16 protein-coding genes and 1 tRNA gene are annotated in these 14,136 nt (G+C 64.4%); 10 read left to right on the forward strand and 7 right to left on the reverse strand.

Translation table 11 applies throughout. The features are described from left to right. Position 1 precedes the first annotated feature (1 nt). Positions 2–304 carry an acylphosphatase gene (locus tag ASD45_RS06920; RefSeq protein WP_056910813.1) on the forward strand — a complete coding sequence of 101 codons (303 nt, stop codon included), beginning with the start codon at positions 2–4 and terminating at the stop codon, positions 302–304. On the opposite strand, the gene ASD45_RS06925 is transcribed toward ASD45_RS06920, so the two are convergent. Both ASD45_RS06925 and ASD45_RS06930 read right to left on the reverse strand, forming a co-directional pair. Further along, positions 274–1,200 (reverse strand): PepSY-associated TM helix domain-containing protein, encoded by a 927-nt coding sequence (locus tag ASD45_RS06925; RefSeq protein WP_056910814.1) that lies wholly within the window; start codon positions 1,198–1,200, stop codon positions 274–276. The genes ASD45_RS06920 and ASD45_RS06925 overlap by 31 nt on opposite strands. Positions 1,201–1,303: 103 nt before the next feature. Next, a complete protein-coding gene (locus tag ASD45_RS06930) occupies positions 1,304–2,170 on the reverse strand; it encodes a LysR family transcriptional regulator (protein WP_056910815.1) in 867 nt (288 codons plus the stop codon). An 87-nt stretch (positions 2,171–2,257) separates the two neighbouring features. Between ASD45_RS06930 and ASD45_RS06935 the strand changes: the two genes are divergently transcribed. Further along, complete coding sequence (locus tag ASD45_RS06935; RefSeq protein WP_056910816.1) at positions 2,258–2,683, forward strand: 4-oxalocrotonate tautomerase family protein; 426 nt, start codon at positions 2,258–2,260, stop codon at positions 2,681–2,683. Here the strand turns inward: ASD45_RS06935 and lipB are convergent. Further along, positions 2,650–3,387 carry a lipoyl(octanoyl) transferase LipB gene (gene lipB, locus ASD45_RS06940; RefSeq protein WP_200949651.1) on the reverse strand — a complete coding sequence of 246 codons (738 nt, stop codon included), beginning with the start codon at positions 3,385–3,387 and terminating at the stop codon, positions 2,650–2,652. The genes ASD45_RS06935 and lipB overlap by 34 nt on opposite strands. Positions 3,388–3,458: 71 nt before the next feature. On the opposite strand from lipB, the gene ASD45_RS23965 reads away from it, so the two are divergent. Next, entirely contained in the window at positions 3,459–3,701 is a 243-nt protein-coding gene (locus ASD45_RS23965) for a FliM/FliN family flagellar motor switch protein (RefSeq protein ID WP_056910817.1), read from the forward strand. Positions 3,702–3,854: 153 nt separating this feature from the next. Then, positions 3,855–3,939: transfer RNA gene (locus ASD45_RS06950), tRNA-Leu, on the forward strand. Positions 3,940–3,999: 60 nt separating this feature from the next. Here ASD45_RS06950 and ASD45_RS06955 read toward each other — a convergent pair. After that, positions 4,000–4,932, reverse strand: coding sequence for a LysR family transcriptional regulator (locus ASD45_RS06955; protein ID WP_056910818.1), 933 nt, complete (start codon positions 4,930–4,932; stop codon positions 4,000–4,002). A gap of 298 nt (positions 4,933–5,230) precedes the next feature. On the opposite strand from ASD45_RS06955, the gene ASD45_RS06960 reads away from it, so the two are divergent. The 5 genes from ASD45_RS06960 (at position 5,231) to ASD45_RS06980 (ending at position 9,840) form a co-directional block, all read left to right on the forward strand. After that, the gene (locus ASD45_RS06960; protein ID WP_056910819.1) at positions 5,231–6,397 is read left to right on the forward strand and encodes an ABC transporter substrate-binding protein; all 1,167 of its coding nucleotides are present in this window, start codon (positions 5,231–5,233) and stop codon (positions 6,395–6,397) included. 96 nt (positions 6,398–6,493) lie between these two features. Next, positions 6,494–7,354 carry a branched-chain amino acid ABC transporter permease gene (locus ASD45_RS06965; RefSeq protein ID WP_056910820.1) on the forward strand — a complete coding sequence of 287 codons (861 nt, stop codon included), beginning with the start codon at positions 6,494–6,496 and terminating at the stop codon, positions 7,352–7,354. Then, positions 7,351–8,373, forward strand: a complete 1,023-nt coding sequence (locus ASD45_RS06970; RefSeq protein WP_056910821.1) for a branched-chain amino acid ABC transporter permease — start codon at positions 7,351–7,353, stop codon at positions 8,371–8,373. The genes ASD45_RS06965 and ASD45_RS06970 overlap by 4 nt, the downstream gene beginning before the upstream one ends. Next, positions 8,370–9,122: an ABC transporter ATP-binding protein gene (locus ASD45_RS06975; RefSeq protein WP_056910822.1), complete on the forward strand. Its 753-nt coding sequence runs from the start codon at positions 8,370–8,372 to the stop codon at positions 9,120–9,122. The genes ASD45_RS06970 and ASD45_RS06975 overlap by 4 nt, the downstream gene beginning before the upstream one ends. Then, positions 9,115–9,840, forward strand: a complete 726-nt coding sequence (locus ASD45_RS06980; protein ID WP_056910823.1) for an ABC transporter ATP-binding protein — start codon at positions 9,115–9,117, stop codon at positions 9,838–9,840. Before ASD45_RS06975 ends, ASD45_RS06980 begins: the two co-directional genes overlap by 8 nt. A gap of 10 nt (positions 9,841–9,850) precedes the next feature. Here the strand turns inward: ASD45_RS06980 and ASD45_RS06985 are convergent, their stop codons facing one another. The 3 genes from ASD45_RS06985 to ASD45_RS06995 form a co-directional block, all read right to left on the reverse strand. Next, the gene (locus ASD45_RS06985) at positions 9,851–10,264 is read right to left on the reverse strand and encodes a DUF3830 family protein (protein ID WP_056910824.1); all 414 of its coding nucleotides are present in this window, start codon (positions 10,262–10,264) and stop codon (positions 9,851–9,853) included. A gap of 98 nt (positions 10,265–10,362) precedes the next feature. Continuing rightward, the gene (locus ASD45_RS06990) at positions 10,363–11,493 is read right to left on the reverse strand and encodes a polysaccharide deacetylase family protein (RefSeq protein ID WP_056910825.1); all 1,131 of its coding nucleotides are present in this window, start codon (positions 11,491–11,493) and stop codon (positions 10,363–10,365) included. A gap of 75 nt (positions 11,494–11,568) precedes the next feature. Next, a complete protein-coding gene (locus ASD45_RS06995; RefSeq protein ID WP_082540698.1) occupies positions 11,569–12,465 on the reverse strand; it encodes a polysaccharide deacetylase family protein in 897 nt (298 codons plus the stop codon). 224 nt (positions 12,466–12,689) lie between these two features. On the opposite strand from ASD45_RS06995, the gene mgtE reads away from it, so the two are divergent. Continuing rightward, positions 12,690–14,096, forward strand: a complete 1,407-nt coding sequence (gene mgtE, locus ASD45_RS07000) for a magnesium transporter (RefSeq protein WP_056912638.1) — start codon at positions 12,690–12,692, stop codon at positions 14,094–14,096. Positions 14,097–14,136: the final 40 nt, after the last annotated feature.

The following is a 14,136-nucleotide window of genomic DNA, read 5'->3' on the forward strand; positions in this document are numbered from 1 at the left end:
GATGATCGAAGAGGTCGTTGTCCATCTCATCGTCCACGGCCGTGTGCAGGGTGTCGGCTATCGCGCCTTCGTCGAACGTGAAGCGACACGGCGCGACCTGCAGGGTTGGGTGCGCAACTGCGCCGATGGCACGGTCGAGGCGTTGCTGACCGGCAATGCCGCGGTGGTCGAGGACATGATCGCTGCCTGCCGCCGCGGCCCCTTCGGCGCGCGTGTCGATGCCATCGAGCGCGCGCCGGGCCACGCTTCCGCCTTGAAGGACCGCCGGCCGGGTCAGGCGTTCTCGGTGCTGCCGACAATTTGAACGCGCGCCGGGCGCGGCTGGCGTTTTCGGAATTGCCGGCGACCCCACAGCCACAGCCCGGTGCTCAGCAGGATCACCAGCGCCGCCGAGGTGATGACGTTCAGCATCGGCGCGATCATGCCGCTCCAGTTGCCTTCGTGAAGGAGCCGCGGCCAGTTGCGCTCGAACGGCTTGAGGCCGTCACGCCCTACCGCGAACACGCGCATCTCGCCATTGTCGTTGACGCGCGCGGCCAGCGTGCCGCCGAGCGGCCGGATCCAGGTCACCTGGCCGAGGTCGTATTGCGCGCCGACGATGCGGAGCGCTTCGCTCAGCGCCACCGGCGGTCCGGCGGCGCGGGCCGGCGGCCCAGTGAATGTGATGCCGAAAGCGAGTGCCAGACCGGTCAGCGGGGACAGGATCAGGAGCGGCAGCACGAACCAGCCGGCCGCCTTGTGCCAGCCCGACACAGTGTTGCGAATGCGCGGCCAGCCCATCAGCACGCCGAGCAGGATCATCATCAGCATGGCGATGGTCGAAACCGTCACCACCCAACGCAGATCGTAGATGAAATGCTCGTGCATGCGCCGCGCGCTGCCGAACATCGTTGCCAGCGCGCCCGGTGCGGCGACGCGTTCGTTGCGCGCCAGATCGATCGTCATCTGCTGCCCGCGTTGCGCACCGCCGATCGACAATGTGCCGTCATGGCCGCGCACGACGATTGACCGCGCCCTGCCGTCGGGGTCGTGCTTGGCCAGCGCCGCGCCCACCGAGCTCGGCGTTACGGCCGGGCTGTTCACGCCCATCGCCATCGGCTCGAACGAAAGGATCAACCCGGTGACGATGACGACGGCGAACGGTATCGACAAGATCACGGCGATCCAGCGGTGAAAACGCAACAGCCAGAATTTGAGCATGATGACGTACCTCAAGAAGACTCGTCTGCTTGAGTAACGCTAGGCGCAGCGAAATCCTGCGGCTTGATCTCACGCAAGAGATAGCTGTCATGTCGCGATTGCCCTAACGGGATACGCTTCTGCCGCGAAATACCGCCGCGAGCGCGCGCAGCAACGCGTTCGCGCGGGCATCGACGGTGCGGGCGTAAAGCACCACGCTCGATCTACCGAGCGAGGGCAGCTTGAGGCTCGCGCCGACATCCATGAGCCCCGGTGGCGCGATGCGGTCAGCGAGCGGCGCAACGGCGAGGCCGGCTTCGACCGCCGCTGTGATGGCGGTGACGCCGCCGCCGGTAAAGGCCTCGACCCAATCAACCTTCGCCTTGTCGAGCGTGCGGATCGCATGATTGCGCACGCCGCACGGCGCCGCCAGCATCGCGAGGCGGAGCGGTTCGCCGGGCCGTTGACGAAAACTCGGTGCCGCGAACCAGCCGAAGGCATCTTCGACGAGTGTCTCGCCGCCGCGACGATGACGCTCACGCCGCACGACGACGGCGTCGAGTTTGCCGGCCTCGAACGCATCGACGAGATCGCCGGAGAGACCGATGCGAACGTCAAGCCGCAGAGTGCTGTCGAAGCCGGCAATGCGCGCGATCAGCGGTGTGAGGTCGGGGCCCGCCACGTGATCGCTGAAACCGATGGTGAGGCGGCGCGTCTGCGACTCGCCCGGATGCAGCGCGCGGTCATGGGCGGCGAGCAGGTCGCGCGCGCGGGCAAGAAAGGTCGTGCCGTGTTCGGTAAGCCGCACCGAGCGCGGCGTGCGCTCGACCAGTTTGTGTCCGAGCCGGTCTTCCAGTCGCTTCAGCTTCAAGCTGATCGCCGACTGCGTCATGCCGACCGTTTGCGCGGCGCGGGTAAAGCTCGCCAGATCGGCAATCAGGGTAAAGGCGCGCACGGCGTCGATATCGAGCGCGGGAGCATGATTTATCATCGTTATCACTGTTATCACGAGTCATGACGTTTATAAATCATAGCCACGACGCTAGATGTCGTCCATCGCATTCGATGGAGAACGCCCATGCCCCTGATCACCGTGACGCTGTCGAGCCCGCACCCGAAAATGCCTGCCAAGGCGGCGGTCGCCGCCGAGGTCAGCCGCCTGTCCTCGACCATCCTGCACAAGGACCCGAAGGTGACCGCCATCATCGTCACCACCGTGCCGCCGGAGGACTGGTTCTGCGGCAGCCGGTCGCTCGCCGAACAGAAGCTCGCCAGCGTGTGGCTCGATATTCACATCACCGACGGCACCAACACCAAGGATGAGAAGGCGGCCTTCATCGCCGAGACCTACGCGGCCTTCGGCCGGCTGCTGGGTCCGCTGCATGAGGAGAGTTATGTGCACGTCCACGACGTGCGCGACGACGCTTACGGCTTCGGCGGGCTGACGCAGGGCCGGCGCTATATCGCGCGTCAGCTCGCGGTGTCTGGCTCTCGCGCCGCCTGAGCATCGGCGGTGGCGCCGAACAGCTCTTCAAACGCCTGCCGGAAACTCATGTCGAATTCCGGCAGGCTCACCGTGTGGCCAAGATCCGCCAGGCTGGTGACGCCGTAGCGCTGCACGCTGACGCCGCAGGGTACGATACCGCCGAAGTGGGAGAGGTTGGGTTCGACGTTGATGGCGACGCCATGCAACGTCACCCAGCGCGACACGCGGATGCCGAGCGCGGCGATCTTGTCCTCGAAGCCGTCGCCCTTGTCCGGCCGCTTCACCCAGACGCCGATGCGGTCCTCGCGGCGCTCGCCGCGGACGTTGAAGGCGGCCAGCGTGCGAATGATCCATTCCTCGAGCGAGGCGACGAAGCGCCGCACGTCCGGTCCGCGCCGCCGCAGATCGAGCATGACGTAGCCAACCCGCTGGCCGGGGCCGTGATAGGTCATCTGGCCGCCGCGACCCGAATCGAACACCGGGAACCGCGCCTCCAGCACGTCCGCGCGGTTCGCGGAGGTGCCGGCGGTGTAAAGCGGCGGGTGTTCGACCAGCCAGACCAGCTCGGGGGCGTCGCCGCGCGCGATCGCCGCGGCGCGGGCTTCCATGAAGGCCACGGCGTCCGGATAGGGCGTCAGGCCGTCGGAAATCAGCCATTCCACCGGTGGCGCGCCGGCCGGCGCCGGCATCCCGGTTTTGAGTTCGTCGCGCACGTTAATCACCGGTTAACCATAGCATGGTGACCTCAGGGTACCCGGCCATTGGGGGGCGGGCGTCACAGGAATTTGGGAACTTGGCCACATTCAACAAGGTTTCGGTCGACATTACTGTCGTGCTTGGCACGACCACCATGCCGATCCATCAGGTGCTCCGGCTCGGCCGCGGCGCCATCATCGAACTCGACGCCAGCGAGGACGACGCCGTCAAGGTTTTGGCCAACAACCTGCCGGTGGCGCAGGGAACGGTGGTGGTCAATGGCAACCGCATCGCCGTCGAAGTCGGCGAATTGCTGCCGCGCGCGCCGGACATGCGCTGATTCCGGCTGCTGTCGTAACGGCTTGAGAGCCTGAGGAAAATCCCCTCCGGCCAGGCCGGAAAGGCGCCTCGGGTCTTGTATGGCTAATCCCTATTTGTTAGAGGGTGCGCCGCTGAGCGCGGTTCATGGGGTTCATGACCGAGGTTCAGGTTTGCGGCCGTGGCGGAATTGGTAGACGCACTGCCTTGAGGTGGCAGCGGGTAAAACCGTGGAAGTTCGAGTCTTCTCGGCCGCACCAATTTGACCGGTTTTCGAAACCGGTGACATGCCCTGAAAATCCGATCACCCGGCAGCCGGCCTAGCTTCGTGCGGCCGGTCGGCTGGGCTTGAGGCGCTGATAACCGGCGCGGATCTGCTGGCGCAGCCAATCCTGGCGGGCGTCGCGGTCATTTCTGGCGTGCCAGACCATGTAGGTCGAAATCGTCCCCACGTTGATCGGTACCGGGCGCTTCATCAGCTTGTAAGAGGAGGTGAATGCGTCCGCAGCAAGCTGGGTGAAGACGCCGATCAGGTCGCTCGACGCCAGCAATTGCGGCACCGCTGAGAAGCTGGAAACGATGGTCTGGGCGCGACGCTTCTTGCCGTGGCGCTGCAACAGATCGTCGAAGATCGCCGAGGTGCGGCCGCGGCCCGTCACGACGAGATGCGGATGGCTCAGCACCGCGTCGATCGTGAATTTCGTCTGCGTGACCGGGTGGTCGGGTCGGAATACGCAGAATAGCCGCTCCGCGCGCAGCACCTCGTGGCGGCAGTGACGCGGAATCTCGTCGAACCAGCCGAGGCCGACATCCGTTTCCTCGTTCTCGAGCAAACGAATCGCCTCCGACCGCGCCGCGGTGATGATCTGCACGTCCATGGCGGGCGCCGATTGGCGGATGCGTGCGAGCAGAGGCGGCAGCACCGCGAGATTGAGACGGTCCGGCATGCTGATCCTGAACATGCCGCGGTCCACCATGGGATCGAAGCCATCCTGGTGAAATAGCGACTTGGCGGTCAGGGCCAGCACTTCCTGAACCGACGCGCGCAGCATCTCGGCGCGCGGCGTCGGCATCATGCCCTTGCCGGTCGGCACCAGCAGATCGTCGCCGAGCAGCTTGCGCAGCCGCGACAGCGAATTGCTCACCGCTGGCTGCGTGCGACCCAGCCGTTTGGCCGCGCGAGTCACGCTGCGCTCGTCGATCAGCGCCTCGAGAACACGGAGTAGATTGAGGTCGAAGGTTTGCAGGGACATGACACTTGCGCTATTCACTGGATTTATGGATCGTATTTACACTATCGATTAGGAAAATAGCTAGTCGTCGGCTTAGTGAAGGGTTCGGTGCGGCTCGGCGGGCTGGAGTAGGCGGCGCATTAACGCAGCGTCATACCGGTTTGGCGCGCGAGGCTTCGCCTAAGGGAGCGTCGCGGAGCCTTCGCCAAAAGAGTAGTGTGGGAGAAGCGCTAATTCACTCGGAGCTTGAATACGCGGTTCATGCCGCGTAGGCGAAAGCACCGCAAAAGACACCAAGGGTAAAAAGAGGAGGAGGCGTATGAGGCAATTCGTAAAATTCGCAGCCGGTATGGCAATGGCGGGCCTGATCGCAGGCGGCGCTTACGCGCAGGATACCGTCAAGGTCGGCCTGGTCATTTCGATGACCGGCTCGCAGGCGTCCACCGGTAAGCAGATCAAGGCCGCCGTGGACCTCTATATGAAGGAGCACGGTGACACCGTTGCCGGCAAGAAAGTGCAGGTTATCCTGCGCGACACCGGCAGCGTCCCGGACAACGCCAAGCGCCTCGCCCAGGAACTGATCGTGAACGACAAGGTCAGCGTGGTCGCCGGCTTCGAAGTGACCCCGGCGGCGATGGCCGTGGCGCCGCTGTCGGCCGAGGCCAAGGTTGTCGAACTCGTCATGGCGGCCGGCACGGCGTCGATCACCGAAAAGTCGCCGTACATTGTGCGCACCAGCTTCACGCTGCCTCAGTCCTCGGCGATCATGGCTGACTGGGCCGCGAACAATAACATCAAGAAGGTCGTGACCATCGTGTCCGACTACGCTCCCGGCGCCGACGCGGAAAAATGGTTCATCGACACGTTCAAGAAGAACGGCGGCCAGATTCTCGAAACGATCAAGGCGCCGCTTGCCAACCCGGACTTCGCGCCGTTCCTGCAACGCGCCGCCGACGCCAAGCCCGACGCCATCTTCGTCTTCGTGCCGTCGGGGCAGGGCGCGACGTTCATGAAGCAGTACACCGAGCGCGGCCTCGACAAGGCCGGCATCAAGGTCATCGGCACGGGCGACGTCACCGACGACGACTTGCTGCCGCAGATGGGCGATGCCGTCATCGGCGCCGTCACTGCGCACATGTATTCGGCCGATCACGACAGCGCGATGAACAAGAAGTACGTCGCCGACTTCACCAAGGCTGCAGGCTTCCGCCCGAACTTCATGTCGGTCGGCGGTTATGACGGCATGCACCTCATCTACGAAGCGCTGAAGAAGACCGGTGGCAAGGCCGACGGCGACAGCCTGATCGCGGCGATGAAGGGCATGAAGTGGGAAAGCCCGCGTGGTCCGATCTCGATCGATCCGGAAACCCGCGACATCGTGCAGAACATCTATATGCGCAAGGTCGAGAAGAAGGGCGGCCAGCTCTACAATGTCGAATTCGAGACGTTCAAGGACGTCAAGGATCCGGCCAAGATCAAGAAGTAATCGCCGTTGTCGAAAGGGGCGCACGGAGCCATCTTCGTGCGCCCGTTTTCCTGATCCGGTTTCTCTGCCGATATCCGGCGAAAGCGTGTCTCTCTCATGCTGACGATCCTTTTCGACGGAATTGCTTATGGCATGCTGCTGTTTGTGCTGGCATGCGGCCTTTCCGTGACTCTTGGGTTGATGAATCTCGTCAACCTCGCGCACGGCGCCTTCGCCATGGCCGGCGGCTACGCGCTCGTCATTCTGGTCAACAATCTCGGCGTGCCGTTCTGGGTTTCGGTCATCTGCGCATTCTTCGTGAGCGCCGCCATCGGCTTCGTCATGGAAAAGGCGTTCTACGTTCACATCTATCGCAAGCCCCATCTCGACCAGGTGCTGTTCACGATCGGCCTGGTTTTCATGGCGGTTGCGGCGGCCGACTATGCGATGGGATCGTCGCAGGTCTTCGCCCGCATTCCCGACGCCCTGCAGGGCCAGATCCACGTCTTCGGCATCGGCATGGGCCGCTACCGGCTGATGATTATCGTGATCTGCGGTGCCCTGGCGCTCGGGCTGCAATATGTTCTCGTTTACACCCGCTTCGGCAGCCGCTTGCGCGCCGCCGTCGATGACCAGCGCGTCGCGCGTGGGCTCGGCATCAATGTCGGCAGCATCTTCGCGCTGACCTTCGCTTTTGGCTCGGGGCTGGCCGGTCTCGGCGGCGCGCTCGGTACCGAGATTCTCGGTCTCGATCCGACGTTTCCGCTCAAGTACATGATCTACTTCCTCATCGTCGTCACCGTCGGCGGCACCTCGAGCATCACCGGGCCGTTCCTGGCGTCGCTGCTGCTCGGCATCGCCGATGTGGCCGGCAAGTACTATGTGCCGAAGCTCGGCGCCTTCGTCATCTACACCATCATGATCGTCGTTCTGATCTGGCGGCCCCAGGGCCTCTTCGCGCGGGCAGGCAGCAAATGAGCGAGCAGACGCCCACTGCCAAACGCGCCGCACAAGGTATTCTCGCCCGCGCGCGCTGGCATCCTCTTGAATTTGTCTTCTGGATCGTGGCCTTCAGCGTTATCTGGCTGCTGCCGAACAAGCATCTCATTCTCACCGAGATCGCCTGGCTGGCGCTGTTCGCGCTGTCGCTCGATCTGATCCTTGGCTATGCCGGCATTCTTTCGCTCGGCCACGCCGCGTTTTTCGGCGTCGGCTCCTATGCGGCCGCGCTGCTCGCCAAGCATGGCATCATCACCGAGCCGGTGCTGGCGCTGATAGCCGCCGGTCTGATTGCAGCCGTGGTCGGCTTTGCCACCAGCTTCTTGATGTTGCGTGGCGCGGATTTGACGCGGTTGATGGTGTCGCTCGGCATTGCCTTGGTGCTGCGCGAACTCGCCAACAAGTTCAGCGAGCTGACCGGCGGCGCCGACGGCTTGCAGGGCGTGACCATGGAGCCCATTCTCGGCCGTTTCCGTTTCGACATGTTCGGTCACAACGGCTTCATCTATAGCCTTGTCGTGCTGTTCGTGTTGTTTCTGATCGCGCGCCGGCTCATGGCGTCGCCGTTTGGCCTCTCCTTGCTGGCGGTCAAGGACAATCCGCTGCGCTCACGGGCCATCGGCATCAGCGTGGATGCGCGTCTGGTGGCGATCTATACGATCGCGGCGTTCTACGCCGGCGTTGGCGGCGGGCTGCTGGCGCAGACCACGGCATTCTCGTCACTGGATGTGTTTTCATTCGACCGTTCGGCTGATCTGTTGCTGGTGCTTATCATCGGCGGCACCGGCTATCTCTATGGCGGGCTGATCGGCGCCGTGATCTTCAAGGTCATGCAGGACTATCTGGCGCAACTGACGCCGCAGTACTGGCCGTTCTGGATCGGCCTGGTTCTGGTCATCCTGGTGATGGTCGGTCGCGACCGGATGCTGCGCTGGACCGAACCGGTGCGCGCCTTGGCCAACCGGCTCGACTGGCGCGCCAAGGGGCAGGCGTCATGACCGTCGTTCTTCAGACCACGCATCTCGTCAAGCAGTTCGGCGGCCTGACCGCCACCGACGACGTCTCGATTCAGTTCGAGGCCGGCGCGCGGCATGCGCTGATCGGCCCGAACGGAGCCGGCAAAACGACCCTGATCAATCTCCTGACGGGCATGCTCAAGCCGACCTCCGGGCGCATCGTTCTCAACGGCGTCGACATCACCGATGCTTCGCCGCAGAAGCGCGTGCGGCTCGGCATGGTGCGCACCTTCCAGATCAATCAGTTGTTTCCCGATCTGACGCCGCTCGAAACCATCGGCCTTGCCATCTCCGAAAGCCGCGGCGACGGCGCCGATTTCTGGCGCGTCGCCGGCACCAAGCCGGGCCTGAACCAGGAAATCGCCGATATCATCGACCGTTTCCGTCTTGCCGACGTGATGAACACCCGAACCTCTATCCTGCCTTACGGCAAGCAGCGGCTTCTGGAAATCGCGGTGGCTATTGCGTGCAGACCGAAAGTGCTGCTGCTCGACGAGCCGGCGGCGGGCGTGCCGGACGAAGAGCGCCACGAGATTCTCAGCAGCATCGCGGCGCTGCCGAAGGACGTCACCGTGGTTCTGATCGAGCACGACATGGATATTGTATTCTCGTTCTCGGAGAAGATCTCGGTGCTGGTGAATGGCGGCCTCTTCACCGAAGGTCCGGCCGCCGAGGTCGCGCGCGACCCACGCGTCAAGGCTGTCTATCTCGGAGAGAGCCTCGATGCCTGACGTTCTCAAGGTCGATAATCTGTCGGCGGGTTACGATCAGGCCATCGTCCTGCGCGGTCTCTCGTTCAGCATACCCGCTGGCAAGTCGCTGGCGGTGCTCGGCCGTAACGGCGCCGGCAAGACGACGCTCATCAATTCGATCGTCGGGGTTACGCGCTACCGCGGCGGGACCATCGCCCTCGACGGCAAGGATATCACGCGGCTGCGGCCGGATCAGCGGGCGCTCGGCGGCATCGGCTGGGTGCCGCAGGAGCGCAACATCTTCAAGTCGCTCACGGTCGAGGAGAACCTCACCGCGATCGCCAAGGAAGGGCCGTGGACGCTCGAGAGCATCTACGCGATGTTTCCGCGGCTCAAGGAGCGCCGCACCAACATGGGCGGCCAGCTTTCCGGCGGCGAACAGCAAATGCTGGCGATCGGCCGCGCGCTCATTCTTAATCCGCGCATCATCCTGCTCGATGAGCCGATGGAAGGTCTGGCGCCGATCCTGGTCGAGGAATTGCTCGGCGCGCTGCAGCGGATCATTCGCGAAGAAAAGATATCGGCCGTTCTGGTCGAGCAGAATGCCAAGAAAATTCTTGGCATCGTCGATCATGCCGTGATCCTCGAACGCGGCCAGATCGTCCACGCCAGCAGCAGCGAAGCCTTGCGCAACGATCACGCGACGCTGGAGGCCTATCTCGGCGTCGCCAAGGCGGAAGCGGTCACCGCGTCGTAGTCTGGCGGGCTCAGATTGCTTCGATGCGGATCGGCTTGGCGCCTTCGTACAGCACCGCGCGGCCGAACTCGTAGAGCTTGTCCATGCCGGACGTCAGCGTGATGAAGTGGTTGCCGGCGAGTTGACCGAGCTTCGAGGCAAAATGCACGGCGCCATAGGCCAGCAGGATCTCGGTCTCACTGATGCCGCCCGGATAGACGATCATCTGGCCCGGATGCGGATAGCTGGTGTGGTTCTCGTAGGTGAGGCCGAGATCGGTCTCGCCGAGAGGCACCCAGACGCCTTCGCCGCTCCAGCGCACATGGATGACCTTCTGCTCGTAGGGCAGCAGCTTCTTGAACACCGCGACGGTTTTGGGCGCCAGTTCGGTCTCGAACTTGGCGTCGAACACATAAGAACCGGCGGTAATGCGAAGCTTGTCCATCCGTGACTCCTTGTTTCGTCGGCGGGCAATAGCATGGCCCGGCGCGAGCGGGAATGCTGCCCCGGTCAGAGGCGCCTGACAATCATGAGCGGCCGCGATCAGCGGTTGAAAATCTCATTGATCTCGTATGCGGACGCGACGGCGTGCTTCTTCTTGCCAGCCAGCTTGCCCATGAACCCGTCGTCGGTTTCGCTCGCGGCGTGCGCATGCTTGTGAGCGTGATGGCCTTTCAGGCTCGCCTTGATGACGCGCGGCCAGCCTTGCGACCGTGCCGCGGCGATTTGTTCCGGTGTGCGCTCCGGTACCGTGGCAGGTCGATCGCCCGCCGGGATCGCCTGAACGATCTTGTAGCCGTTGGCCTTGAGCTCCTTGAGCAGCATCGGCACCGCCATCGCCGTGGCGGGATGAATGTCGTGCAGCAGCAGGACGCCGCGGTGACCCTTGGCCTCGATGCGACGCATGGCACGCTCGACGATCTGCGCCGGCTTGATGCCGTGGAACCAGTCATCGGCAACCTCGTCGGCGCTCCACACCGCCAGCGACCGGGAGGCGGCGAAGGCTTCCACCTGCCGTGAACGCGCGAGGCCGGGTACGCGGAAGAACGGCGCCACGGCGCGGTCGTCGCCGATGGCGGCCTTCACTGCAACGATGCCGCCGTCGATTTCGCGCGTGAGTTGCTCGTCATCCATGCGGCCCATCGAGAACGGGTGATGCATGCTGTGCGTGCCGATGACATGGCCGGCGTTGTAGATGCGGCGAAGCGTATCCGGATAGGCGCGCGCCATCTGGCCGACGATGAAATAAGTGACCTTGACGCACTCGGCGTCGAGCGCGTCGAGCACGCGATCGGTGTAGGGCGGCAGCGGACCGTCATCGAAGGTGATGACCACTTCGTGGTCTTCGAGCGGCAGGCTCTCGCGGTACTGCATGGTGCCGATGTGCGGGAACGCATCGGGCGCGACCGTGATGGTGCGGCTGGTGCCGAGCGCGCCAGGATGGGCGCAGGCGAGAGCGGTTTTCGTGGGCTCAGCTTTCTTCGGCTGTTCGGGGGCCGCTTGCGGCGCTGCGTCTTGCGCCTTGGGCTCTTGCTTTGCCGCCGGCTCGGCGACGGCAGGCTGCGCCGACGTCATCGCCTGGATCTGTTCTTTGGCCGGCTCCTCGGCCTGCGCCGACGACACTGCGATGGCCAGCCCGGCGGCCAGCGCAAAAGTCCATACAAATCGTGACATCGAACCCCGCCTAAAGCCCCCGTGCCCGTCCCTCGCGCTCTGCGGCGCGTCGGTTTCGGGCCTTCCATTTGCACGCTAGCGGGCGGCGTATGAACCGAAAATTAACCGGCGAACATGTCCACAGGCTTGTTTTGCCGAGGATTTCTCCGCGGTGCGGCAAAAAGGAAACACCCGGTGTCCGCGGCCTGCCTCAATTTGTGACGGCGGCGGAGGCTGCACGACGTGGACGATCGAATAGCCGCGGACCTTCAGTTCGCGCAGCAGCTTCGGCAGCATGCGCGCGGTCTGGGCCTTGGTGTCGTGCAGCAGGACGATGCCGCGCCCGACTTGGTCGATGCGGGCGAGCAGCAATTGCAGTTCGGCCTCCGGCGTCATCGGATTCCAGTCGCTGGCCCAGACGTCGGCACCGAATACGACGATGCCGCGGTCCTGCATGCGGTCCAGCAAAGGCTGGTTCGAGGCAAATCCGGGAAAGCGGAAGAACGGCGTTGAGGGCTCCCTGCGCGCCACGCCGTGGAGCGCCAGCTCGTCGCGGGCGATGCCGCGATCAATCTCCGCCTCGGCCTTGGCGAGCGGCATGTGCGCCAGGAGCGGATGCGAATAGGTGTGGTGGCCGATCGAGTGGCCCTCGGCGTATTCGCGGCGGACGATCTGCGGGTGGGCATCGGCGTTGCGGCCGACCAGGAAGAAAGTGGCGCGCACGCATTCGGCTTTCAGCGCCTCGAGCACCTTCGGGGTGGTGGTCGGCCATGGCCCGTCGTCAAAGGTGAGCACCAGTTCCTTGTCCGCGAGCGGCAGAGTATCGGGGAAGTGCTTGCGGCCGACGCGTGGCGTCGTCGCGGCGTTGACTACCAGGGTGCGCGCGGTCCCGAGCGCATCCGGCCGGCCCGGGCAGTCGGCTGCCGAAGCGGCCGCCGGCGACAACGTCTCGAGAAATGCCGCAGCGAGCAGGGCAGCGATGGCGGCGCGCATGGTGGTTGCACCTGGTTCGACATGGACGAGTGCGGCGCGCGACGCAGTGGCGGCGCGCTATCGTCATCCGCCTTTAAGATTGCGCCGTCCGCCGCGTCAAGCGTACAAGCGCAATCGCCCACGTCTTGTCGCCGGGCGGGGCTTTAGCGACACACGACGTTCGTCAAGTTCAGCCAGAAAGCTCCCCGTGCGCCCTGGTGGGTGCCGGCGAGCGGGGACCGTCCATGACCGAAGCAGCAACGATCGACCCGGTCCGTCCGCTGCCGACGCTCCGCGACGACGATGGCGCCATCCGCCCGGAATTCGTCGCCGAAGCGGCTCGCGCCCTCGAAGCCGGTGATGTCGAGACCCTGCGCCAACTGGTCGACGATCTGCACGAATCCGACCTCGGCGCGCTGGTCGAAGCCCTCGAGCCTGACCAGCGGCCGCGGCTGGTCGAACTGCTCGGCATCGATTTCGACTTCACGGCGCTGACCGAACTCGACACGGCGGTGCGCGAGGAAATCCTCGACGAACTCGACGCCGAGACGGTGGCGGAGGGCGTCCGCGAGATCGAATCCGACGATGCCGTCACCATTCTCGCCGACATCCCGAGCGACGAACGCAGCGAGATCCTCGAGCACCTGCCGCTGGACGAGCGGCTGTCGCTGACCCGCAGCCTCGATTATCCGGAATTCTCCGCCGGCCGGCGGATGCAGACCGAATTCATCGCCGTGACCCCGGACTGGGATGTCGGGCGGGCGATCGATTACATGCGGGAGACCGCCGACCTGCCGGATCAGTTCTACGAACTCTACGTCGTCGATGGCGCCGGGCACTTCCTCGGCGCGGTCCCGCTCAACCGGCTGCTGCGGGCCAAACGTCCGGTCTTGGTCGCCGATCTGATGGACGAGAAGCGGCGGCGCGTGCTGCCGACCGAGACCCAGGAAAACGTCGCGCATCTGTTCCAGCGCTACGACATGGTTTCGGTGCCGGTGGTCGACGAAGCCGACAGGCTGGTCGGCGTTGTGACCTTCGACGACGTCGCCGACGTCATCCAGGAAGAAGCCGACGAGGACATCAAGGCGCTCGGCGGCGTCCCGGCCGACGAAGAGCTCTCTGACTCGGTCTGGACCATCGCGCGCTACCGGTTCAGCTGGCTGCTGGTCAATCTCGCCACCGCTTTCGTCGCGTCCTCGGTGCTCGGCCTGTTCGAAGGTCAGTTGCAGCAGATGGTGGCGCTGGCCGTGCTGGCGCCGATCGTGGCGAGCCAGGGCGGCAACGCTACGACCCAGACTATGACCGTTGCGGTGCGGGCGCTTGCAACCCAGCAACTGAACGAGGCCAATGCCCGCTGGGTCGTGCTGCGGGAGCTTATGGTTGGGGTCTTGAACGGTTTCGCCTTCGCCATCATCACCGGCATTGCCGCCTATTTGTGGTTCGACGTAGCGGGCCTGGGCATCGTCATCGGGCTGGCGATGATCTGCAACCTGGTGGCAGCCGCAGCGGGCGGCATTCTCATCCCGCTCGGCCTGCACCGGCTCAGGATCGATCCGGCGGTAGCATCGAGCCCTTTCGTCACCACCGTGACCGACGTGGTCGGCTTTTTCTCGTTCCTGGCGATCGCAACCCTATGGTTCGGCCTGCGTTAGAAGCCTCGGAGGCCTGGTTACGTTTCGTTCACCCTCTTTG

Source organism: Pseudolabrys sp. Root1462 (assembly GCF_001426945.1).
In the GTDB taxonomy this organism is placed as follows: Bacteria; Pseudomonadota; Alphaproteobacteria; order Rhizobiales; family Xanthobacteraceae; genus Pseudolabrys.

Bases quoted from the DNA above. Each gene is read 5' to 3' on its own strand.
- ASD45_RS06920 (WP_056910813.1), top strand. From the start codon at position 2: ATGATCGAAGAGGTCGTTGTCCATCTCATCGTCCACGGCCGTGTGCAG.
- ASD45_RS06925 (WP_056910814.1), bottom strand. From the start codon at position 1,200: ATGCTCAAATTCTGGCTGTTGCGTTTTCACCGCTGGATCGCCGTGATC.
- ASD45_RS06930 (WP_056910815.1), bottom strand. From the start codon at position 2,170: ATGATAAATCATGCTCCCGCGCTCGATATCGACGCCGTGCGCGCCTTT.
- ASD45_RS06935 (WP_056910816.1), top strand. From the start codon at position 2,258: ATGCCCCTGATCACCGTGACGCTGTCGAGCCCGCACCCGAAAATGCCT.
- ASD45_RS06955 (WP_056910818.1), bottom strand. From the start codon at position 4,932: ATGTCCCTGCAAACCTTCGACCTCAATCTACTCCGTGTTCTCGAGGCG.
- ASD45_RS06960 (WP_056910819.1), top strand. From the start codon at position 5,231: ATGAGGCAATTCGTAAAATTCGCAGCCGGTATGGCAATGGCGGGCCTG.
- ASD45_RS06965 (WP_056910820.1), top strand. From the start codon at position 6,494: ATGCTGACGATCCTTTTCGACGGAATTGCTTATGGCATGCTGCTGTTT.
- ASD45_RS06970 (WP_056910821.1), top strand. From the start codon at position 7,351: ATGAGCGAGCAGACGCCCACTGCCAAACGCGCCGCACAAGGTATTCTC.
- ASD45_RS06975 (WP_056910822.1), top strand. From the start codon at position 8,370: ATGACCGTCGTTCTTCAGACCACGCATCTCGTCAAGCAGTTCGGCGGC.
- ASD45_RS06980 (WP_056910823.1), top strand. From the start codon at position 9,115: ATGCCTGACGTTCTCAAGGTCGATAATCTGTCGGCGGGTTACGATCAG.
- ASD45_RS06985 (WP_056910824.1), bottom strand. From the start codon at position 10,264: ATGGACAAGCTTCGCATTACCGCCGGTTCTTATGTGTTCGACGCCAAG.
- ASD45_RS06990 (WP_056910825.1), bottom strand. From the start codon at position 11,493: ATGTCACGATTTGTATGGACTTTTGCGCTGGCCGCCGGGCTGGCCATC.
- ASD45_RS06995 (WP_082540698.1), bottom strand. From the start codon at position 12,465: ATGCGCGCCGCCATCGCTGCCCTGCTCGCTGCGGCATTTCTCGAGACG.
- mgtE (WP_056912638.1), top strand. From the start codon at position 12,690: ATGACCGAAGCAGCAACGATCGACCCGGTCCGTCCGCTGCCGACGCTC.